The organism is Flavobacterium sp. ASV13, from assembly GCF_000745775.1.
Taxonomy (GTDB): Bacteria; Bacteroidota; Bacteroidia; order Flavobacteriales; family Flavobacteriaceae; genus Flavobacterium.
This window is the reverse complement of sequence record NZ_JQJY01000002.1, coordinates 651,922-676,171: the sequence shown is the minus strand read 5'-3', so window position 1 is coordinate 676,171 and position 24,250 is coordinate 651,922. Positions and strand designations below refer to the sequence as shown.

Genomic DNA, 24,250 nt, shown 5'->3' with positions numbered 1-24,250 from the left:
TCATAAACAAGATTTTATTTACAAATAAAATATGTTTTAAACCGCAAATTATTCTAAAACAGCCTATTTATAATTTTTTTTTCAGAAGTCGTTTTTTTGATTAAAAAGTGGCTTTTTGATAAAAAGTGTAAATTTTACACAAATAACTCTTTAAAAAGGTCTTTTTTTTGAAAAAAACATCAATTTATTAATGTGTATTTCACACTTAATTTATGATATGTATTTTTTTTAAGCGGTTTTTTTGCCATATTAATTTGTTTTTGAGGTTTTTTTTTAGTTAAATTTACAAATGTAAAATTAACACTTATAATTATACACTAACCAACTTAATTAAACCTTATGATAACAAACCAACGATTATTTTTTTATTGCAACTTTTTGTTGCCAAAAAAAGAATGGCTTTTAGCATTAATGATGCTATTATTCTCTGCTAATCAAATGTCGGCTCAAGGCAAAGCGATTAGCGGAGTTGTTACCTCGGCTCAGGACAAATTACCATTGCCGGGAGTGAATATTATGATAAAAGGAACCAAAACCGTTACAACAACTGGTTTTGATGGAGAGTATTCGATTAAGGCATCACCAAACGATGTTTTAGTTTTTTCATTTATAGGATTTCAGAACCAAGAAATCACAGTAGGAAATCAATCAAAAATTGACCTTGCCTTAAGAGAAGACACAAATAAACTTAATGAAGTAGTAGTGGTAGGTTACGGTACACAAAAGAAAGCCGATCTTACCGGTTCAATTGGTGTAGTTGATATGGAAGCGGCTAAGAAAACCGTAACGTATGATCCTGCAAAAATGCTTCAGGGACAGGTTGCGGGTGTAACCGTGCAATCATCAGGAGAGCCTGGAGGATTTGTGAATGTTAAGATTAGAGGTATCAACTCGTTTACAAATAACAACCCTCTTTTTGTTATTGACGGAATGATCGTATCAAATCCGAATGACTTTGCACCAGGAGATATCGAATCGATGCAGGTTTTAAAAGATGCATCTGCAGCCGCTATTTATGGAGTTCAGGGAGCAAATGGAGTTATAATTATTACGACTAAAAAAGGTAAGTCAGGCAAACTGGACATTAAATACAAATCGCTTGTAGGTTTTCAGAATGTAGCTAAAACATGGGATGTAACGGATCGTGTAGGGTATCAAAAAATCACATCGGCTGCTGAACAAAATGCTGGATTAGGAATTGCGCCAGGAAATGATCCAAACAGCCCTTCATACATTAAAAATGTAGATACAAATTGGCAAAAAGAAGCTTTTAAGACAGGTCTTGTTCAAAATCACTCGCTTACTTTTAGTGGAGGAGCTGAAACGTTGGGCTACAACTTAAATACAGATTATTTCAAAAATACAAGTTATTTGAATTCGCCTCAAGATTACGAAAGATATTCTATGAATTTGAATTTATATGGTAAAAAAGGAAAATTCAAATACGGTTCAAAAATTGGATATACAAAATCAGGTAAAGAAAACTTTAATGAATACAATGGTGGACAATCTGCAATTGTTGATTTATTAGGAGCGGTTCCAACAATGCCAGTTTACGATTCAAAAAGACTTGGTGGTTACGGTGGAACTGACAACTTAACACAGAGAGCAATCTCTATGAACGTTATTGGATATAATAATCTGATTACAAACAATGGACAAAGAAGCCGTTTTATTGGGGATCTTTGGGGAGAATTGGAAATTATCAAAGGCTTAAAATACAAATTAGATTTAAGCTACGATAGATTAGATTTTCAAAATAGAAAATTCATTCCGCCAAGTGATTTGGGATGGTATTATATTACAACAAATGATGAAGCTTCTTTAGATGTTGATAATGGAAACCAACAAAGAACTTTCGTAAACAATTTATTGACTTACGAAATTACTTTGGACAAACATAAAATCGATGCTTTAGGCGGATGGATTCAAGAAAGAAATGATTACTACAGACATTGGTCAAGAGGTGTTGGATACACGCCAGGCGAAATCAGCCAAATTCAATATGCTGATGCTACAAGTGCTGGTGAATACAAAAACACACTTACAAATATCTCTTACTTAAGCCGTTTGAATTATTCTTACGATGATCGTTATTTCATTACAGGAAACTTCAGACAAGACAAAACGTCTCTTTTTAGTGAAGACAATAATACAGCAAATTTCTACTCTTTCTCTGGAGCTTGGAAATTAAGCAACGAGAAATTCATCCATTTGCCAGATTGGTTTAACACAATTAAATTAAGAGGAGGTTACGGAGAATTAGGAAACAATACACTTGGTGTTTATGCATATTCGCCAACGATCAATGCTTTTGCAGGATACGATTTCAATAATACTTTAGCGCCTGGAACTACAGTTGTAAGTGCTATTGACCCAAATGTTCACTGGGAAAAAACAGCTACTTCAAACGTTGCTGTTGAGCTTGGATTCTTAGATAACGATTTACAGATTACAGCTGAGTACTATCAGAAAAAATCAACAGATTTATTGATTGGAGTTCCGTTGCCTTATTCAACTGGAGCATTCCCAGCAAGTATTACAACAAATGCAGGAGCGGTTAAAAACAGTGGTTTTGAGTTTACAGCAACGTACAACAACAATCACCACGAATTTAAATACAATATTTCGGCAAACTTAGGAACCTTGAAAAATGAGGTTTTACAAATTGGTCTTGACGGAAATCCAATTTATGGAGCAGCTTCAAAAACAGAAGTTGGAAGATCTATCGGAGAACTTTATACGTATCAAGTTGCTGGAATTTTCCAAAATGCTGCGGACTTAGCTTCTTCACCAACTCAGACTAATGCAGGTGTTGGAGATCTTAAATTCGCTGATTTAAATGGTGACGGCCAGATTACAGATGCTGATAGAAAGTTTATGGGAGTTACAATTCCGAAATACAGCTACGGAATCAATTTTGGTGCAAATTATAAAAATTGGGATTTCTCTATGTTCTGGCAAGGTTCAGGAGGAAACAAAGTATTCAACGGATTGTATCGTAATTTAATGACAGAGCAATATGGAAATCATAGTGTGGACGCATTGAACTACTGGACGCCAACAAATACAAATACAAATGTTCCTCGTCCGATTATTGGAGATCCAAACGGAAACGCAAGAGATTCTGACAGATTTATTGAAAGTGGTGATTATATCAAATTGCAGACATTGGAAATAGGATATTCAATTCCAATGCCAAAAGATTTGTTTATTCAAAGAGCGAAAGTATATGTAAATGGTCAAAACTTATGGATCATTAGCAAATACAGAGGTTACGATCCAGATTTTAATTACAATGATGGATTATTCTCTAGAGGATATGATGCTGGATCATTCCCAAATCCAAGAACAATTTCTTTGGGTGTTGAAGTAACTTTTTAAACTAGCCTAACCAATTTAAAACGAATTAAAATGAAATATAAAGTATTTAACTATATAACAGTTTTCTTTTCATTAGCACTTGTTACCACAAGCTGTGTTGATAATGAAGACTTGAACCAGGTGGACCCAAACGTTGAAACTGCAGGTTCATTTTGGAAAACAGATCAAGATGCTATCGAAGGAGTAAATGCCGCTTACGGAAGTTTGCTTACAGATGGAACTTATATGAGAAGCACGCCATTGCTTTTAGATTTAAAAGGTGATGATACGCGCAGTAATAGCCCTTGGGGAGCGATGTACAATGTAGGTCGTTTCAACTCAAACCCAACAGATCCTGCAATTTACGGTTGGGCTTTTGAAACCTATTATCAGGGAATTTACCGTGCAAATCAAGTTTTGACAAATGTTCCAGAAATACAATTTGAAGATGCAGCTCTTAAAAACAGAATTTTAGGACAAGCTTATTTTTTAAGAGGTCTATATTTCTTCCATGCAGTAAACATGTTTAAAAATGTTCCGTTGCCAACAGAAATAAAACTTTACACTCCACAAAAAACAGAAGCAGAAGGTTGGGCTCAGGTTATTGCCGATTTTAAGGCTGCTGCCGAATTGCTTCCAACATCTTATGACGCAATTACAGGAATAGATAAAGGGCAAAAAGGACGCGCAACAAAAGGAGCCGCCTTAGGATATTTAGGAAAAGCCTATTTGTTTACTAAAGATTTTGCAAACGCAAAAACAACTTTCAAACAAGTAATTGATTTAGGAGTTTACTCATTAGTTTCAAACTACAGAGACAACTTTACTACTACAAATGAAAACAATTCTGAATCTCTTTTTGAAGTGCAATTCAGTAGAGATGCAGGTGGAGTTGATTTAGGATGGGGCGGTGCACCTGCTTCAGGTTGGGGAAAAACTTCTGCCCGCGCTATTACATATGCACCAAGAGCTTTTGGATGGACAGACGTTCAGCCTTCATGGACATTATTTAATGAATATCAGCAGGAAAAAACAAAAACAAATGCTGTAGATCCTCGTTTAGACGCGACAATATTTTATAATAAACCAGGCGGAATGCAATTGTACGGAAAAGATTTTGCCACTTTTTATGCAACAAGTCCAGCCGATTTAAATGATATCTTCTGCAGAAAATACCAAAATTCAGATGGTCAATTTGCCGATGAATACGATTGGAGATCAGGAATTAACGAACGTTTGTTAAGATATGCTGATATCTTATTAATGTATGCTGAAACTTTAAATGAAACCGGAGATACTCCTGGAGCTTACACGTATATTCAAATGGTAAGAAACAGAGTGAACTTGCCAGATTTAGCAACAGCAAAACCAGGAATGAATCAGGCTCAAATGAGAGATCAAATTGGACACGAAAGATTCTTAGAATTCCCTCTTGAAGGACACCGTTTTGACGATATCCGTCGTTGGGGATGGTTGCAGGATGCTACAAAACTAGCTTGGTTAAAAACAAGAGATGTTGAGTTTAACTCATATGCGCCAGGAAGAGAATTTTTCCCTATTCCACAATTGGAAATGGATAACAACCCGGGAACAAAACAAAATGATAGTTATTAATATTTATTTGAATTAGTTAGAATACCTAATATCATATGGCAGATTTATAAAGTTTGCCATGTGATATTATCTTTAAAAGAGCATGAGATTATAGAGAGTTTAATTTATTAACATTTACTAAAATTATAACAAATGAAAACAATTGCAAGTTTGGTTTTATTCGCAATATTATTAGGAAGTTGTCAAAATGAAGATACTATAATCCCTTCGAATGATGAGGCGTCTGCAACAGTAGAAACTCAAAATTCTCAGGTAAAAAATTTAACAGCAAAAACGGTCAGCGGAAATGTCCCTTCGCATGATCCCAGCACAATAGTAAAAAGCGGTGTGAATTATTATGTTTTCACAACAGGAGATAATATTCCAATGACATATTCAACAAATTTGACAAGCTGGACTTGGGGGACATCAGTCTTCTCGTCAACGCCAAGTTGGATTGCAGGATATGTACCGGGTTTTACCAAAACATTTTGGGCGCCAGATGTAGCTTGGTTTAACAATCGATGGAACATGTATTACTCTTGTTCCACTTTTGGATCAGCGACTTCTGCAATTGGATTGGTTACTACACCTGCAATTTCACAAAGCGCAGGAACAACCTGGACAGACAGAGGCGTTGTAGTTTCTTCTTCAACTGCTTCAGATGTAAATGCAATCGACCCTTCAATTTTAGTTGATGGTTCAAATGTTTACATGGCTTATGGTTCTTGGCATGCCGGAATTGGAGTTGTTCCAATAAACGTTTCAACAGGAAAACCTAGCGCAACAAGAACAATAGTTGCTGGCGGAAACAGCGCATCTTGGGAAGCTCCTTGTTTAATAAAAGAAGGAAGTTACTATTATATGTTTGTAAACAGAGGAACTTGCTGTAACGGTGTTAATAGCACTTATTATATTGTAGTTGGACGCTCAACAAATGTATATGGACCTTATCTGGATAAAAACGGAGTAGCTTTAACAAATGGCGGAGGCACAACTGTTTTAGCAACTCAAGGAAACTATATTGGCCCTGGACATTTGTCAAGAATAGTAGGAACCCAAAAAGGAGCTGTTCATTATTATGACGGAGCCGATAGCGGAAATCCAAAACTAGAAATTGTATATTTTACTTGGTCATCAGGATGGCCTACACTTTCTTATTAATTTTAATATTTAGAGGAAAGTTCTCAAAAGCTTTCCTCTTTATAAACTTTATAAAACCATTATGAAAAAAGCACTTTTAATCACATTTCTTATTACCCTTTGTAATCAGGTTAGTTTTGCCCAAAATCAAACCACAGTTGTAACCATAAAAAATAATGCTGATGCTCCGGTAATCAACAAAAACATTTACGGACATTTTGCCGAACATTTAGGACGTTGTATTTACGGCGGATTTTTTGTTGGAGATACTTCAAAAATACCAAATACAAAAGGAGTTAGAAATGACATTATCGCTGCTTTAAAAGATTTAAAAATTCCGAATTTAAGATGGCCTGGCGGATGTTTTGCCGATACTTACCATTGGAAAGATGGAATTGGCCCGCAAGAACAAAGACCAACTATTGTAAACAAATGGTGGGGCGGTGTAACAGAAGACAACAGTTTTGGAACTCACGATTTCCTAAACATGTGTGAACTTCTAGGAGCAGAACCTTATTTATCAGGAAATGTTGGAAGCGGAACCGTTCAGGAATTAGCGGATTGGGTTCAGTACACGAATTTTGGAGGCAAAAGTCCGATGAGCGATTTGCGTGTAAAAAATGGAAGAAAAGAACCTTGGAAAGTTAAATTTTGGGGAATTGGAAATGAAGCCTGGGGATGCGGAGGAAATATGACAGCAGAATATTATGCTGGAGAATATAGAAAATTTGCAACATTCATGTCGGATTGGGAAAATACTGGTGGATTAACGCGTATTGCGTCAGGTTCAAACAGTGCCGATTATAATTGGACAGAAGTTTTAATGAAAAACATTCCAAATAATATGTTAGGCGGACTTGGTGTTCACCATTATGCTGTAATTGAATGGGCTAAAAAAGGTGATGACAGAGATTTTACAGAAGAAGGTTATTTCAAAACAATGAAATCGGCTTTAAAAATGGAAGAATTGGTTACCAAACATGCCGCTATCATGGATAAATACGATCCACAGAAAAAAGTTGCCATGATTGTAGACGAATGGGGAGGCTGGTACGAAGTTGAAAAAGGAACAAATCCAGGTTTCTTATATCAGCAAAATACAATGCGTGATGCAGTTTTAGCTGGAGCAACATTGAATATTTTCAATAACCATGCTGACAGAGTTAAAATGGCAAACTTAGCACAATGTGTAAATGTTTTACAAGCTGTAATCTTAACAGATAAAGCAAAAATGATTACAACGCCAACCTATCATGTAATGAAAATGTATAGCGTTCATCAAGATGCAAAATTATTGCCGGTAAGTTTTACTTCACCAAATTATACATTTAATGGAGAAACACTTCCTGCCGTTTCAGCAGCAGCATCAAAAGATAAAAATGGAGCAGTTCATATTTCTTTAGTAAATGTTGATGCAAAAAACAAAAACAAAATAGAAATTGATGTAAACGAACTTGGCGTTAAAAACTTCACAGGAATAGTTTTAACATCGGCTAAATTACAAGATTACAATTCATTCGATACACCAAATAAAATTGTTCCAACAGTTTTTAAAGGTTTCGAAAACAAAAAAGGAAAACTTGAAATCACAATTCCTCCTTTCTCAGTTGTTGTTTTAGAAGGAAAATAAAAAGATAAAAACATGAAAAAATCAAATTCCATTCTAAAAATAGCGCCATATATCGGATTGTTTTTAGGTGCGTTATTGGTATTTGGCTGTTCAAGTGACAGTCCGGATACACCAGTAACTCCAGATCCGCCGGTAGTGGTCGATCCGCCAGTGGTTACACCAGCTTTTCCGGGGCCAACTTATGCTGATAATTATACTTCAATTTCAAGTTGGGGAAACAGATCGCAATGGAATTTGGCTAACGTGCACGATCCATCTGTAGAAAAATCTGGAGAATATTATTATATGTACCAAACTGATGCTTCTTACGGAAATGCACACGAAGGCAACGGACATTTTTTCTACAGAAGATCAAAAGATTTAATCAATTGGGAATTTATGGGATCTTCGATGACTACAGCTCCAGCTTGGGTAAAAGATTCTTTGAATAACAAAAGAGCCAGAATGAATCCGGCACTTCCTCCAATCACAAATCCGAGTTACGGATATTGGGCGCCATGCGTTCGAAAAGTCGGAAACAAATTCAGAATGTATTACAGCATTGTCGTAACGAATCCAATTACAGGAACAGATACCAATACTTCTTGGTCAGAGCGTGCTTTTATTGGTTTGGCCGAAACAGATGATTTGGCTTCAAATAATTGGGTTGATAAAGGAATGGTAGTTTGTTCTGAGCCAGACGGAGTAAAAAGTTACGTTCGAAACGGCGGAAACGATTGGGATGCTTATTTTAAATTCAACGCCATCGACCCGAGTTTTATTCAGACTCCAGAAGGCGATCAGTATTTAATTTATGGTTCTTGGCATTCAGGAATCGCAGCTTTAAAACTAGATCCAGCAACCGGAAAACCAGCAAAATTAAAAACAATTGACGATTACGGAGTTCGAATTGCAGGTCGCGGAAACGTGAGCACAAATCGCTGGCAAGCCCTTGAAGGACCAGAAATTATCTATAATCCAGACACACAATATTACTATTTGTTTTTGGCATATGATGAATTGTCGGTTGCTTATAATACCCGTGTTGCACGTTCAAAAAGTATTTTAGGTCCTTACTTGACAATCAGCGGAAGCAGTATCACAACTGGATCAGAATGTTATCCAATGGTAACGCATCCATACCAATTTAAAAATCATACAGGTTGGGTTGGATTCTCGCATTGTGCTGTTTTTCAGAATCCAGATACGAAGCAATGGTATTATGCTTCTCAAGCACGTTTGCCTGAAGGTGTTGCTGGAATTGCAGTTTCAAATGCGGTAATGATGGGACACGTTCGCGCCATTCAATGGACAGAAGATGGCTGGCCAGTTGTCGAAGCGGAGCGTTATGCAGGAGTTCCGACAACCACAATTACCGATGCAAATTTCGTAGGAACTTGGGAACAAATCACAATGAATTACCAATACAAAACCATGCAAAAAGCAGGAACAATTTATTTGACTGCCGATAAAAAAGTAAGTGGTGACGCAACAGGAACTTGGTCGTATGACAGCACTAAAAAAATCTTAACGGTAAACGGAGTAAAATGTAATGTATCCGATGCTTGGGATTGGGAACTAGCAACCAGAAAAGTGACTTTGAGTTATTCCGGATATACAGCAGCTGGATTGCCTGTTTGGGGTAAAAAGATTAATTAGAAAATTAGAAAATTAGAAAATTAGAAAATTAGAAAATTAGAAAATTACAATTTTTAAAATTCTAAAATAAAAATCTGCTCAATCTGCGAGAGAAAAAATAAGCCACGAATTGTACAAATTCCAACAAATTAAAATTTGAGAAAATTTGTGCAATTCGTGGTAAAAACAAAATCATAATGAAGAACCTATTTACAAGCCTTTTCATTTTAGTTTTATCGATAGCGGGAAATGCACAATCGGTAAAATTCAATAATCCAATTATAAAAGATCAATATACAGGCGATCCTGCGGCATTGGTTTACAAAGACAAAGTGTATTTGTATGCTGGTCATGATGAAGCGCCAAACGACTTTAATTTTTATAAGATGAATGAATGGGTTGTTTATTCTTCTTCGGATATGAAAAAATGGGAATCGCATCCAGTTCCCTTAAAAGTAACTGATTTTAAATGGGCAAAAAGTGATGCTTGGGCTTCGCAAGTAATTGAAAGAAATGGAAAATTTTATTGGTATGTAACGGTTGAACACGGAACAATTCCTGGAAAATCTATTGGTGTTGCGGTTTCAGATAGCCCGATTGGTCCTTTTAAAGATGCTTTAGGAAAAGCCTTAATTACAAATGACATGACCAAATATACCAATATAAGCTGGGACGACATTGACCCGACGGTTTATATCGATACTGATGGACAAGCGTATTTGTTTTGGGGAAATACTGCCTGTCATTACGCCAAATTAAAAGAGAATATGACGGAAATAGACGGAGAAATTCATCACATAAAACTTCCAAATTATACAGAAGCACCGTGGATTCATAAACATAAAGACTGGTATTATTTGTCATACGCTTACGAATTTCCAGAGAAAATCGCCTACGCCATGAGCAAATCAATAAATGGTCCATGGGAATTCAAAGGAATTTTGAATGAATTGGCAGGGAACAGTAATACCAATCATCAGTCAATAATTGATTTTAAAGGACAATCGTATTTTATTTATCACAACGGAGCGTCAATTCCGCATGGAGGAAGTTTCAGAAGATCGGTCTGCGTTGATAAATTATTTTATAACAAAGACGGAACAATGAAAAGAGTAGTTATGACATCTGAAGGAATTACAGAATAATCAGGAAAAGGTTGAGAAAAAACACAAACATTTTAACAATTATATTTTAAACACATGGTTTTCTCCTATATGAAAGTGAGTTTGAAAAAAATAACGATTAAATCATTTTATTTAATCGCAACTCTCTTAATTACTATTCCTTCAATCGCACAGATGCAGGAATTTAAATTGCAAGAGATAAAACTAACTAGTGGTCCTTTCAAAAATGCTCAAAATGTTGATCTTAAATATTTATTAGACCTAAATCCAGATCGACTACTAGCACCTTATTTGATAGCTGCCGGCTTACCTACAAAAGCAGATAGATATGGCAACTGGGAAAATATAGGTCTTGATGGACATATAGGAGGTCATTATTTAGCAGCATTATCAATGATGTATGCTTCTACGGGAAATAAAGAAATTAAAGACCGTTTGGATTATATGATTTCTGAATTGGATCGTTGCCAGCAAAAGGACGGAACTGGTTATGTTGGAGGTATTCCTGAAGGAAAAGTCTTTTGGGATAGAATTCATAAAGGAGATATAGACGGTAGTGGTTTTGGTTTAAATAATACCTGGGTTCCAATCTATAATATTCATAAACTTTTTGCAGGTTTAATTGATGCCTACCATTATACGGGTAATGAAAAGGCAAAAGAAATTGTAATAAAATTAGGAGATTGGTTTATCGAATTGATCCGACCTCTTTCTGATGAGCAAATTCAAAGAATCTTAAAAACAGAACATGGTGGTATAAACGAATCTTTTGCTGATTTATATAGCATCACAAAAAACAAAAAATATCTTGAAACGGCTGAGAAGCTTTCGCAAAAAGCCATTCTCGATCCATTAATTAAAAAGGAAGACAAACTAACGGGTTTACATGCTAATACACAAATACCAAAAGTTATTGGTTTTGAGAAAATTGGAAAGCTATCGGATAATAAACAATGGTCCGATGCCACGCAGTTTTTTTGGAAAAATGTAACCGAAAAAAGAACTGTCGCTTTTGGAGGAAATAGCGTTGCTGAACATTTCAATCCTATAAATGATTTTAGCGGCATGCTAAAATCAAATCAAGGCCCTGAAACTTGTAATTCCTACAATATGGAACGTTTAAGTAAAGCGTTGTTTTTAGACAAAAATGATGTGAGTTACCTTGATTTTTATGAGCGTACACTTTACAATCACATTCTTTCTAGCCAAGAGCCTAATAAAGGTGGTTTTGTGTATTTTACTCCAATTCGACCAAATCATTATCGCGTATACTCGCAGCCAGAAACCAGCATGTGGTGTTGCGTTGGGACGGGACTTGAAAATCATTCTAAATATGGAGAATTAATTTATAGCCATTCAGAGCATGATATTTTTGTAAATCTTTTTATTCCATCCACTTTAAATTGGAAGGAAAAAGGAATAGAATTAGAGCAAACCACAAAATTTCCTTATGAAAATAATACTGAGATTGTTCTAAAACTTAAAAATCCTAAATCTTTTGTTTTGAATATTCGTTATCCAAAATGGGCAACGAATTTCGAAATTTTAGTCAACGGAAAATTGCAAAAAACAGATACCAAACCAGCTAACTATGCTAGTCTGGCAAGAAAATGGAAATCAGGAGATAAAATAATTATTGCATTCCAGACTTCAACTCATTTGGAAAAGTTGCCCGATGGATCTAATTGGGCCGCATTTGTAAATGGTCCTATTGTATTAGCTGCTAAAACCTCTACTGAAAATTTAGATGGTTTGTTTGCCGATGATAGCCGAATGGGACATGTTGCTCAAGGAAAATATGTTTCGTTAGACAAAGCTTATGCACTAGTAGGACAAGAGGGAAGTTATGTTTCAAAACTTAAAGATTTAGGTAATATGCGCTTTAAGTTAGATTCATTAGAATTACAACCCTTCTTTGAAATACACGATGCCCGTTATCAGATGTATTTTCAAACCTATAAACCAGAAGAGTATAAAGAAAAACAAGCATTGTTAAAACAACAGGAAATCGAAGCTATGGCTATTGAAGCTAACACGGTCGATAAAATAAATTGTGGAGAACAACAGCCTGAAGTAGATCACCATTATAAAGGAGAAAAAAGTGAATCGGGCTATGAGGAAGATGGTTTTTGGAGAAATACCAGCTCTTATATTTCCTATCAAATGGTAAATAAAAATCTGGAGGGTAAATTTATTGAAATTAGTTTTTTAGGAGACTTTAAAACGGATAACCTTGATGTTTTTATTAATGAAAAACCTGCTGCAATTGTGGTTAAAAAAGACAAAATAATTCAATTCAAATTAGACAATACTCAAATTATTGATTTAAAAATTAAGTCTAAAGACGGCAAAAAAACGTCTAAAATTTCTCAAATAAGAATTGTAAAATAAAAAATAATTATGGAAGTGTACACCAAAATAAAATCAATATTTTCACTCCTATTCATTCTAACGGGATCCGCAGCAATAGCACAAGACATTGTTGTTCACGATCCGGTTGTGATCAAACAAAAAGATACTTATTATTTATATTGTACCGGAAACGGAATTAGTGTCTTTAGTTCAAAAGATTTAAAAAAATGGGACAAACAGCCACAGGTTTTCCAAGATAAACCGGTTTGGGCAGATGGCGTTGCCGCCGATTTCAAAAATCATATTTGGGCACCAGATATTTCATTGCACAACAATGTTTATTATCTGTATTATTCAGTTTCGGCTTTCGCCAAAAATACTTCGGCAATTGGAGTTGCTACAAATACGACTTTAGATCCATCTGATAAAAATTACAAATGGGTCGATCAGGGAATTGTAATTCAATCACAGCCTAATCGTGACATGTGGAACGCCATTGATCCGAATTTGGTTTTTGATGAAAACAATACACCTTGGCTTTCATTTGGTTCTTTTTGGGAAGGCTTGAAAATGGTAAAATTAAATCCCGATCTAAAATCGATCGCCCAGCCTCAAGAATGGCACACGATCTCAAAACGAAAAAGAACTTTTGAATTAGCCGATTCAGATCCGGGCGACGGCGCACTTGAAGCTCCATTTATTTTTAAGAAAAACGGATATTATTATCAATTTCTTTCTTGGGATTTATGCTGTCGCGGAGAAAAAAGCACCTATAAAGTTGTGGTTGGAAGATCTAAAAATGTAATCGGACCTTATGTTGATAAAGACGGAAAATTATTAACCGAAGGCGGTGGAACCATCGTAGTTCAAGGCGATGAAAATTATTTTGGAGTAGGACATAACAGCGCTTATACATTTGATGGAAAAGATTATATTTTTTATCACGCTTATGAAAAGAAAACGAACGGAACACCAAGATTAGTAGTAAAAGAAATGAAATGGGATACTGATTTATGGCCTGTTTTGAAATAGAATATAGATTATAGAAAATAGAACAAAGAAGCAAGATTTTAGACTATTTAGATAAAAGATTAAAATAGATCTGCCTAATCTGCGAGAGAAAATTTAAACACACAACTATGTGTATTTTAAATAAATGAAATGCCTTTTTTAGACAATGTACAACTATGATTCTATGTGTTTAAGTTAAAGCCACAATAGAAAACAAAATTAAAAACCCGTTTTATCCGCGTCATCCGTGTGCTATAAAACACATTTAAATAAATAAAAAATGAAGTCCAATTTAATTACAAAAATTACCCTTTGCGGTTTAATGCTGAGTGGCGTTTATGCATCGGCACAAAAAAATAATCTTCAAGTTGATGTTGCGAAAACAGTAACAAAAATTCAGCCTACCATGTACGGAGTGTTTTTTGAAGACATCAATTTTGCTGCCGATGGAGGTTTATATGCCGAAATGATTAAAAACAGATCGTTTGAATTTTTGTTTCCAATGATGGGTTGGCAAGAACCAAACAGCGACCGACATAAATTGAACGAAAAATCCGGAATTGCAAATGTGATTCAGTATTCTCAAAAAGGAACAAATCATAATTATTGCAGAGTTACAATCAACGATGCTTCAGGTTATGAATTGATAAATGAAGGTTTCAGAGGAATGGGAATCAAGAAAGATTTAAAGTACAATCTGACTTTAAAAGCTGCAAAAATTTCAGGAAATATTTCTAAAATTAAATTCCAATTTATTGACAAAAACAATAAAGTTTTAGGCGAAACTTCGGTTGTGCCAACATCAAATGATTGGTCCAATTATTCGGCTCAATTAACCTCTTCAGCAACAGAAGCCAAAGCAAAATTAAAAATCACTTTTGAAGGAAACGGTGTAATTGATTTAGATAATATTTCATTGTTTCCAGAAGATACTTGGGCAGGAAGAAAAAACGGACTTCGTAAAGATTTAGTACAATTATTATACGATTTGAAACCAGGATTTTTGCGTTTCCCTGGAGGCTGTATTGTTGAAGGAAGAACCTTGGCAGAACGTTACCAATGGAAAAAATCGGTAGGAAATGTTGAAGACAGAGAAACTGCAGTAAACCGTTGGAACATGGAATTTTCACACCGTCCAGCACCAGATTATTTCCAAAGTTTTGGTTTAGGATTTTTTGAATATTTCCAGCTTTCAGAAGATATTGGAGCTTCTCCGCTTCCAATTTTGAGTTGCGGAATGGCGTGTCAATTTAATACAGGAGAATTAGTTCCGATGGATCAAATCGATCCATATGTTCAGGACGCTTTAGATTTAATTGAATTTGCAAACGGCGATGCAACTACAGCTTGGGGAAAACTTAGAGCCGATATGGGACATCCAAAACCATTCAATTTAAAATTCATTGGAGTTGGAAATGAGCAATGGGGACCCGATTATATTGAGCGTTTCAAAGTGTTTCAAAAAGCGATTAAAGCTAAATATCCAAACATCACAATCGTATCTGGAACAGGACCTTTCCCTGACGGAGATTTTTACGATTACGGCATGAAAGAACTTAAAAAACTGAATGCTGAAATTGTTGACGAACATTATTATAAAGATCCAGCTTGGTTCCGTAAAAATGTAACGCGTTACGACAATTACGATCGAAAAGGACCAAAGATTTTTGCTGGAGAATATGCTGCACAAAGTGTTGCAATTGCAAGTCCAGACAATAAAAACAACTGGGAATGTGCTTTCTCTGAAGCGGCTTTCATGACGGGAATGGAACGTAATGCTGAGGTAGTTCAATTAACTTCTTATGCGCCATTATTAGCGCACGTTGAAGGCTGGCAGTGGACACCAGATATGATTTGGTTTAATAATCTTCAGTCTTACGGAACACCAAATTATTATGTTCAGAAATTATTCTCTAATAATAAAGGAACCGATTTAATCAACATTACAAAAGACGGAAAAGCAGTTACAGGCCAAAATGATTTGTTTGCATCGGCAGTAAAAGATGTGAATTCTAAAGAAGTGATTTTGAAAATTGTGAATGCAAATGCGACTTCTCAAAATGTTTCAATTGATTTAAAAGGAGCAAAATTAGAGGCTAAAGGAACAGCAATAATTTTAAAAGGAGACGGAATAAATGATGAAAATTCTTTTGAAGCTCCAACTAAAATCAGTCCGAAAGAAAGCGAATTTAAAGTAAGCGGAAACAAAGTTCAGTACGATTTTCCAGCTTATTCAGTAACGGTTTTGAAAATTAAGATGAAATAATCGCAATAGAATAAATGTTAAACCAACATTTATTTTCTGTTTTTGTCATAATTGCTTGTTTTGATGCATTATTTGTAAAAATTCAAAGCTCAATTTTTATTAAGTGTTTATTGTACACTTATAAATGAATTATAATTATATTTGTCATTATTAAAAATGAATTTCGAATGAAAAATTACGTTATAGGATTGGACTACGGAACAGATTCTGTTCGAGCGGTGCTTATCGATACTGAAAATGGGCAGGAATTGGCATCGAATGTTTCTCATTACAAAAGATGGAAAAACAAACAATATTGTGACGCATCAATAAATCAGTTTCGTCAGCATCCTTTAGATCATATCGAAGGATTAGAAATCACGATTCAAAATGTTATAAAAGAAAGCAAGGTTGATCCGTCGTTAGTTCGCGGAATTTGTATTGATACCACTGGATCTTCTCCAGTTCCAGTTACAAAAGATGGAACGCCATTAGCATTAACAAAAGGTTTTGAAGAAAATCCAAATGCAATGATGGTTTTGTGGAAAGATCATACTTCTATTAATGAAGCAAACGAAATCAACGAACTGGCAGTAAGCTGGGGAGGAGAAGACGTAACAAAATACGTTGGAGGAATTTATTCATCAGAATGGTTTTGGGCAAAAATCCTTCACATTGCAAGACAAGATGAAGCGGTTCGAAATGCAGCGCATACTTGGATGGAACACTGCGATTTAATGACGTATTTATTAATTGAAGATAAAGATTTAAAAACATTCAAAAGAAGCCGTTGCGCTGCAGGTCACAAAGCAATGTGGCACACAGACTGGAACGGATTGCCACCAGTTGAATTCTTAGAAAAATTACATCCATATTTAGCACAGCTTCGCGGTAATTTATATGATGAAACCTATACATCAGATTTAGTTGCTGGAAATTTAAGCAAAGAATGGGCAGACCGTTTGGGGCTTTCAACAGATACTGTTGTTGCCGTTGGAACTTTCGACGCACACTCTGGAGCGGTTGGAGCTAAAATTGGCGAAAACACTTTAGTTCGCGTTATGGGAACTTCAACTTGTGATATTCTAGTGGGTTCGTATGATGAAGTGGGAACAAAAACCGTTCGCGGTATCTGCGGACAAGTTGATGGTTCGGTTATTCCAGGATTTATTGGTCTTGAAGCAGGACAATCTGCTTTTGGCGATTTATTGGCTTGGTACAAAGAATTATTAATGTGGCCAACGGAACATTTACTAGAAACTTCTTCTGTTTTAAATGATGCTCAAAAAGAGCAGTTAAGAGAAGAATTCAGTGATAAATTAATTGTAGAGTTGACGAAAGAAGCAGAGAAGATTCCGGTTTCAGAAAGTCTTCCAATTGCTTTGGACTGGATCAACGGACGTAGAACTCCGGATGCCAATCAGGAAGTAAAAAGTGCGATTTCGAATTTATCTTTAGGAACAAAAGCGCCTCATATTTTTAAAGCTTTAGTAAACGCAATCTGTTTTGGAGCGAAGAAAATTGTAGACCGTTTTGAAGAAGAAGGTATAAAAATTGATAGCGTGATCGGAATTGGTGGTGTTGCTCGTAAATCTCCTTTTATCATGCAGACTTTGGCTAACGTTTTAAACAAGCCAATTAAAATTGCTTCTTCTGATCAAACTCCAGCTTTAGGTGCAGCAATTTACGCAGCCGTTGCAGCCGGAATTTATCCAACCGTAATCGAAGCAAGCCAAAAAATCGGAAGTGATTTTGACGGAGAATATTTCCCTCAATTAGACAAAGTTGCGGCTTATAATAAACTGCTAATTGCTTACGAACAATTAAGTGTTTTTGCAGATCCAACCATTAAAATATCTCAAAATGAGTTCTCAGTATAAAGATTTAAAACAAGAATGTTACGAGGCCAATATGCAGTTGAATGCATTGAATTTGGTTGTTTATACATTCGGAAACGTGAGTGCCGTGGACAGAAAAAATGGTGTTTTTGCCATTAAACCAAGCGGTGTTCCTTACGAAGATTTAAAACCTGAAGATATCGTAATTGTCGATTTTGATAATAATGTTATTGAAGGAACTATGCGTCCGTCGTCTGACACAAAAACGCATGCTTATTTATATAAAAATTGGCCAAATATTGGAGGAGTTGCGCATACACATGCAACATATTCTGTGGCTTGGGCGCAATCGCAAAGAGATATTCCAATTTTCGGAACCACACATGCTGATCATTTAACAGCAGATATTCCGTGTGCTCCGCCAATGGCAGATCATTTAATTGAAGGTAACTACGAACACAATACCGGAATTCAGATTTTGGATTGTTTCAAAGAAAAAAATCTTTCATACGAAGAAGTAGAAATGATTTTGATAGGAAATCACGGTCCGTTTGCCTGGGGAAAAAATGCTGCAAAAGCGGTTTACAACAGTAAAGTGTTAGAAGTAGTGGCAGAAATGGCGTACTTGACTTTACAAATAAACCCAAATGCACCAAGATTAAAAGATTCATTAATAAAGAAACATTACAATCGTAAACACGGAAAAGATTCGTATTACGGACAATGATAAAATTTGTTTAAGGTTTCAGGTTTTTTTTGTTTCAAGTTTCAAGTTGTTGGAACGTGAAACTTGGAACGTGAAACAGACATAAACAAAACAATAAAATAACAATTCAAGTTTTTTAGATTCCAACAACGTGAAACCTGAAACTTGAAACAAAATAAACAAAAATGATAGACATTTCTCAAAAAGAAGTATGGTTTGTAGTAGGAAGCCAGGAATTATACGGTGAAGAAACACTTAGAAAAGTAGCGGAACATTCTCAGATTATTGCAAAGGGATTAGATGCTTCATCAAGTATTCCAGTAAAAGTGGTTTATAAAGATGTGGTGAAATCGCCTTCGCAGATTTTAGATGTTTGTTTGGCTGCGAATTCAGAGAAAAACTGTATCGGAATTATTGCCTGGATGCATACTTTTTCACCAGCAAAAATGTGGATTGGCGGTTTGAGCATTTTGAAAAAACCATTATGTCATTTACATACACAATATAATGCTGAAATTCCATGGGGAAGTATCGACATGGATTTCATGAACTTGAATCAATCGGCTCACGGAGATCGTGAATTCGGGTTCATTATGTCAAGAATGCGTAAAAAACGTAAAGTTGTTGTGGGACATTGGGAAGACGAAAGAGTTCAGAAAAAATTAGGCATCTGGTCAAGAGTTGTTCTTGGATGGGATGAACTTCAAAACTTAAAAGTAGCTCGTATTGGTGACAATATGCGTGAAGTTGCCGTAACAGAAGGCGATAAAGTAGAAGCTCAAATTCGTTTTGGAGTTTCAGTAAACGGATTCGATTCATCAGATGTTACCAAACATATTGAGAAAGTTACAGACAAACAATTAGCTGATTTATTAGCAGTTTATGAGTCTTCTTATACTTTAACTGATTCTTTAAAAGAAGGCGGAGCGCAAAGAAGTTCTTTAGCGGAAGCGGCAAAAATTGAATTAGGTTTAAGAGCTTTCCTTGAAGAAGGAGGTTTCGGAGCTTTTACAGATACATTTGAAAACCTTGGAGTTTGGAAACAATTACCAGGAATCGCAACACAAAGATTAATGGCCGATGGTTATGGTTTTGGTGGAGAAGGAGACTGGAAAACCGCTGCAATGGTAAGAGCTTTAAAAGTAATGAACATTGGATTGGAAGGCGGAACTTCTTTCATGGAAGATTATACGTACCATTTCACACCACAAAAATCATATGTTTTAGGTTCTCACATGTTGGAAATTTGCCCTTCTATTGCTGATGGAAAACCTTCTTGCGAAGTACATCCGCTAGGAATTGGCGGAAAAGAAGATCCAGCTCGTTTGGTGTTCAACTCTCCTGCAGGTGACGCTATCAATGTTTCTTTGGTTGATATGGGAACACGTTTCCGTTTAATTGTAAACGAAGTTGAAGCGATTAAACCATTGGCTGAATTGCCAAAATTACCAGTTGCAAGAGTTTTATGGGATTGTAAACCAAACCTTGATATTGCAGCTACAGCTTGGATTCTTGCTGGAGGAGCGCATCACACGGTTTACAGCCAATCATTGACAACTGAGTATATGGAAGATTTTGCTGATATTGCAGGAATCGAATTGTTGGTTATTGATGAAAAAACTACGGTAAGAGATTTCAAAGATAAAATCAACGCTAACGAAGCGTATTATCATTTGTTTCAACACGGACTTTAATCTAAGATACTAAGGTTCTAAGTTGCTAAGATTCTAAGTTTTTTGTTACTTTTAAGTTTTTAACACCTAACATTTTACTTTTTACAAATCAAAAAAATATCATCTATGAATGTATTAAAACGTTGTGTTTTCGGATTAAGCCTTTTGAGTTTGGCTGCAGTTTCAGTTCAATGTAAAAGCGATAAAAAAGCCGATACAGAAAAAGTTGCTGCTGAAGGAAAAGATTTAGTTTCAATTGAAAAATCAGAATACGGAACTACTGCAAAAGGAGAAAAAGTCGAAAGTTATAAACTGAAAAACCAAAATGGGATGGAAGTTGACATCATCACTTTTGGCGGAAGAATTACAGATTTGAAAGTGCCAAATAAAGAAGGAGTTTCTGAAAATGTAGTAATCGGATTTACTTCTTTGGCACAATATGAAAAAGAAAATCCTTTCTTCGGAGCTTTGATCGGAAGATATGGAAACCGAATTGCAAAAGGTAAATTTTCATTAGATGGAAAAGAATATCAATTGGCAATAAACAACGCACCAAATGCTTTGCATGGTGGTCCGCAAGGATATTTTAACGTCGTTTGGAAAGCCGATGAGGTTAAGTCTGGCGAAAACGCTTCTCTAAAATTATCTTACGTAAGTAAAGATATGGAAGAAGGTTATCCTGGAACCTTGAAAGTTTTTGTGACTTATACTTTAACAAATGATAATCAGTTAGAAGTTTTATATGAAGCTACTACAGACAAGAAAACAGTTGTGAATTTGACGCAACATTCATATTTCAATTTATCTGGAGATTTTACAAAAACCATCTTAGATCACGAATTGACTTTAAATGCAGATAAATTAGTTCCGGTTGATGCGACTTTAATTCCGACAGGAAAATTGGATGATGTTGCTGGTACTCCTTTTGATTTCAGAACGCCAAAATTAATTGGAAAAGACATCAATGCTAAAAACGAGCAATTAGAAAGAGGAAAAGGTTACGATCACTGCTGGGTGTTGAACAATCCTGAAAAAGGAAAAACAATTATTGCAAAAGTATACCACGCACCAAGCGGAAGAGTTATGGAAATGACAACTGATGAACCTGGAATTCAATTCTACTCAGGAAATTTCCTTGACGGAACTTTACCAACGCGCGACGGAAAAACATACGCACACAGAACTGGACTTTGTTTAGAAACAGAACATTATCCAGATTCTCCAAACCAGAAAAACTTCCCAACAACGGTTTTAAACCCGGGAGAAAACTATAAAACGAAAACTACATTTAAGTTTTCTGTTCAAAAATAATCTTAGAATTTGTTTAGTTAGTTCTAATTCTCTGAAAAACCTCGAAAGTATTAAGCTTTCGAGGTTTTTTTATTGGAGATTTTTTGCCACGAATTCACGAATTTCTGATTAGAAAACACGGATTTTAATTAGTGAAATTCAAAGTATAAGATTTTAGATGCGATTCAATTTGCGTAAATTCGTGAATTCGTGGCGAAAAAAAAATAGTTATGGCATTCAAACATTTATTCAAAGCCCAATTAAATTGGACATCAAAAAAAGAAGAATCAGCTTCAAAGTTTTACAGCAAAACCCATCAAATTAAAATTGAAGGAAAATCAGTTTTGGATATTTCAGCTGCCAAAGCTTTCAAAGGCGATCCATCATTATATAATCCAGAAGATTTATTATTGAGCAGTTTGGTTTCCTGTCATATGATGTCCTATTTATATGTTTGCTCTCAAAACGGAATCGAAGTTCTCGAATATTCAGACAACGCTGAAGCAACACTTGAAGTTGCTCCAGACGGAAGTGGAAAATTTACCGAAGTTATATTAAACCCGAAAGTAAAAATCTCAAATCCAGATCAAATTGAATTGGCTTTAGATCTGCATTTTAAAGCAAATCAATTGTGTTTTATTGCCAATTCTTGCAATTTTCCGGTTTTGCATAATGCTAGTTGTGAAATAGTATAAAATGAAAAAACCTCTTCTTAAAGGAAGAGGTTTTTTATGCAGTTATTAAACTAAATTTTCGTCAACAAAATTTTTACAATATTCTTTTATCAATTGTCTGACACTTCTAAATTGCTCCGTTATTTCTAAATCTGTTCCAGATGCTTTTGCAGGATCAGGAAAATTATAGTGAAACTTAAGTGCTTTTGTTGGAAAAAACGGGCATCTTTCTTTAGCATTATCACACACCGTTATTACATAATCAAAGTCAATATTGGTGTACTCATCAATATTGTTGGATGTGTGATTTGAAATATCTACGCCATCTTCTTTCATGATCGAAATGGCTTTCGGATTGACTCCATGAGTTTCTACTCCGGCACTGTAAACTACCGCTTTGTTGCCTGCAAAATATCTCATATATCCTTCTGCAATTTGGCTTCTGCAGCTATTTCCCGTACAAAGTATTAATATTTTCTTTTCCATAATTTTAAACAAACAGCCAAATGATGTTTATGATGCAGAATTTTGGGTCAAAGCCAAAAATAAGCTGTAACACAACAACGGCTGTCGTGATAATAATTGGTTTTTTATATTTAATAAATTTTTCTTTCATATTAGCAACATCCAGAATTTGGAGTACAGCATGAAGAAGCTTCATTGTTTAGTTCAATTAAATTAATCTTTTGTTTTTCGGCAGGAATTCCACACGAATCTTGTGCTAAACAAGCCGTTGATTTGTTTTGAAGAATAAAAGTTTTTCCGTTGAAAGCCAAATCATATTTTCCAATGGTGTCGCTTTGATATTCAACTTCGATTTCAAGATCTTCAATATTTAGTTTGTCTTCTGAAAGTTGAATGATATGCAATAATTTAGTTGGTTTTAAGCGATGTTCAAAATCGTTTGCATTCCAAAGCTGAAAATTGACAACTTTTTCATTTCTAATAACACCACCACAATCGATGAAGTGTTTTGTGATGCTTCCAACTTCAGTTACATGAAAATGTTCTGGTACAAAAGCTCCGTTTTCTAATTGAAATTCAACATTGTCTAATGTTGGTAAAATCTGTTTTATTTCTGATAATTTCATTTTTATATAGTTTATTGTTTTAATGCAATATTGCGATAATAAATAGTAAAAAAAATGCCTAACAGCATTTAGATTTCGAAATAGTGGCTGAGATATTTAAAATATAACCACTTAAAATATCGATTGTTTTTTCGTCAAGACAATAACAGATTGCATTTCCTGAAATGTTTCCTTTAATAATACCAGCATTTTTTAATTCTTTCAAATGTTGGGAAACAGTTGGTTGCGCAAGAGGGAGTTCGTTGACAATATCGCCACAAATACATTCGTTAACTTTTAGCAAATATTCGATTATCGCAATTCGTGCAGGATGCCCCAATGCTTTTGCAATCGTTGCTATTTGATTTTGTGCATCTGTAAAATGTTCGGTTTTTGTAGCTCCCATTTTGTTTAGTTTAATATTGCAATATTACGATTAAAATATGAGCAAGCCAAATTTATTTGCAAAAAGCAGATATACAGCAGATTAAATTAGAAGTGTTTTGTTGAAGAAGTGAATAAATGAAAAAACCTCTTCCGTTAAGAAGAGGTTTTTCGTACCCGGAGCCGGAGTCGAACCGGCACGGTTTCCCACAGGTGTTTGAGACCAGCGCGTCTACCAATTCCGCCATCCGGGCGTAGCAGACGAAAAAATAAATCATAAATAATCTATTTTAACGCAATAGAATGAAGTCATAAATGGCGTCATTCCTTTAACACGGTGCAAATGTAAAAAATAAAATTAAACATTCTAATAAAAATACTTAAATTTTTGCTTTCAGTGTTCAATAAATTTTATAAATTTGCACCTCGTTAAAACGACGCACACACAACTAACTACACCCGAGACATTTATGAATGTTTTGCTTTACCTAAAATGATAAAGCCGAATTATACTAAGCGTAGCGGAGCAAAAACAAC

At 35.2% G+C, this 24,250-nt stretch carries 17 protein-coding genes and 1 tRNA gene; 14 read left to right on the top strand and 4 right to left on the bottom strand.

Annotated elements, in window-relative coordinates:
• The first annotated feature begins 339 nt into the window (after positions 1–339).
• The 14 genes from GQ47_RS06650 to GQ47_RS06585 all read left to right on the top strand — a co-directional run bounded on the left by GQ47_RS06650 (position 340) and on the right by GQ47_RS06585 (position 22,280).
• Positions 340–3,384 carry a SusC/RagA family TonB-linked outer membrane protein gene (locus tag GQ47_RS06650; protein ID WP_081909322.1) on the top strand — a complete coding sequence of 1,015 codons (3,045 nt, stop codon included), beginning with the start codon at positions 340–342 and terminating at the stop codon, positions 3,382–3,384.
• 30 nt (positions 3,385–3,414) lie between these two features.
• Positions 3,415–4,977: a RagB/SusD family nutrient uptake outer membrane protein gene (locus GQ47_RS06645; RefSeq protein ID WP_035646475.1), complete on the top strand. Its 1,563-nt coding sequence runs from the start codon at positions 3,415–3,417 to the stop codon at positions 4,975–4,977.
• Positions 4,978–5,109: 132 nt separating this feature from the next.
• A complete protein-coding gene (locus GQ47_RS06640; RefSeq protein ID WP_051951395.1) occupies positions 5,110–6,120 on the top strand; it encodes an arabinan endo-1,5-alpha-L-arabinosidase in 1,011 nt (336 codons plus the stop codon).
• Between the two features lie 61 nt (positions 6,121–6,181).
• Complete coding sequence (locus tag GQ47_RS06635; RefSeq protein ID WP_035646472.1) at positions 6,182–7,729, top strand: alpha-N-arabinofuranosidase; 1,548 nt, start codon at positions 6,182–6,184, stop codon at positions 7,727–7,729.
• 12 nt (positions 7,730–7,741) lie between these two features.
• Positions 7,742–9,367: an arabinan endo-1,5-alpha-L-arabinosidase gene (locus GQ47_RS06630; RefSeq protein WP_051951393.1), complete on the top strand. Its 1,626-nt coding sequence runs from the start codon at positions 7,742–7,744 to the stop codon at positions 9,365–9,367.
• A 176-nt stretch (positions 9,368–9,543) separates the two neighbouring features.
• Positions 9,544–10,491, top strand: coding sequence for a glycoside hydrolase family 43 protein (locus GQ47_RS06625; RefSeq protein ID WP_035646469.1), 948 nt, complete (start codon positions 9,544–9,546; stop codon positions 10,489–10,491).
• 54 nt (positions 10,492–10,545) lie between these two features.
• On the top strand, positions 10,546–12,861 hold the full coding sequence (locus tag GQ47_RS06620; RefSeq protein ID WP_202965014.1) for a glycoside hydrolase family 127 protein: 2,316 nt from the start codon (positions 10,546–10,548) through the stop codon (positions 12,859–12,861).
• Between the two features lie 9 nt (positions 12,862–12,870).
• Entirely contained in the window at positions 12,871–13,854 is a 984-nt protein-coding gene (locus GQ47_RS06615) for an arabinan endo-1,5-alpha-L-arabinosidase (protein WP_035646466.1), read from the top strand.
• Positions 13,855–14,113: 259 nt separating this feature from the next.
• On the top strand, positions 14,114–16,099 hold the full coding sequence (locus tag GQ47_RS06610) for an alpha-L-arabinofuranosidase C-terminal domain-containing protein (protein ID WP_035646463.1): 1,986 nt from the start codon (positions 14,114–14,116) through the stop codon (positions 16,097–16,099).
• Between the two features lie 167 nt (positions 16,100–16,266).
• A complete protein-coding gene (locus GQ47_RS06605; RefSeq protein WP_035646461.1) occupies positions 16,267–17,958 on the top strand; it encodes a ribulokinase in 1,692 nt (563 codons plus the stop codon).
• A complete protein-coding gene (locus GQ47_RS06600; RefSeq protein WP_035646460.1) occupies positions 17,942–18,643 on the top strand; it encodes an L-ribulose-5-phosphate 4-epimerase in 702 nt (233 codons plus the stop codon). Before GQ47_RS06605 ends, GQ47_RS06600 begins: the two co-directional genes overlap by 17 nt.
• A gap of 164 nt (positions 18,644–18,807) precedes the next feature.
• The gene (araA, locus tag GQ47_RS06595; protein WP_035646457.1) at positions 18,808–20,316 is read left to right on the top strand and encodes an L-arabinose isomerase; all 1,509 of its coding nucleotides are present in this window, start codon (positions 18,808–18,810) and stop codon (positions 20,314–20,316) included.
• Positions 20,317–20,421: 105 nt separating this feature from the next.
• Positions 20,422–21,606: an aldose epimerase family protein gene (locus GQ47_RS06590; protein WP_035646455.1), complete on the top strand. Its 1,185-nt coding sequence runs from the start codon at positions 20,422–20,424 to the stop codon at positions 21,604–21,606.
• A 209-nt stretch (positions 21,607–21,815) separates the two neighbouring features.
• Entirely contained in the window at positions 21,816–22,280 is a 465-nt protein-coding gene (locus GQ47_RS06585) for an OsmC family protein (RefSeq protein WP_035646452.1), read from the top strand.
• Between the two features lie 45 nt (positions 22,281–22,325).
• Here the strand turns inward: GQ47_RS06585 and GQ47_RS06580 are convergent, their stop codons facing one another.
• From GQ47_RS06580 to GQ47_RS06565, 4 genes are all read right to left on the bottom strand, one after another.
• Positions 22,326–22,745: an arsenate reductase ArsC gene (locus tag GQ47_RS06580; protein ID WP_035646449.1), complete on the bottom strand. Its 420-nt coding sequence runs from the start codon at positions 22,743–22,745 to the stop codon at positions 22,326–22,328.
• A 131-nt stretch (positions 22,746–22,876) separates the two neighbouring features.
• A complete protein-coding gene (locus GQ47_RS06575) occupies positions 22,877–23,350 on the bottom strand; it encodes a DUF6428 family protein (protein WP_035646447.1) in 474 nt (157 codons plus the stop codon).
• 58 nt (positions 23,351–23,408) lie between these two features.
• Positions 23,409–23,735, bottom strand: coding sequence for an ArsR/SmtB family transcription factor (locus GQ47_RS06570; protein WP_035646444.1), 327 nt, complete (start codon positions 23,733–23,735; stop codon positions 23,409–23,411).
• Positions 23,736–23,887: 152 nt separating this feature from the next.
• A tRNA-Leu gene (locus GQ47_RS06565) sits at positions 23,888–23,967 on the bottom strand.
• Positions 23,968–24,250 lie beyond the last annotated feature (283 nt).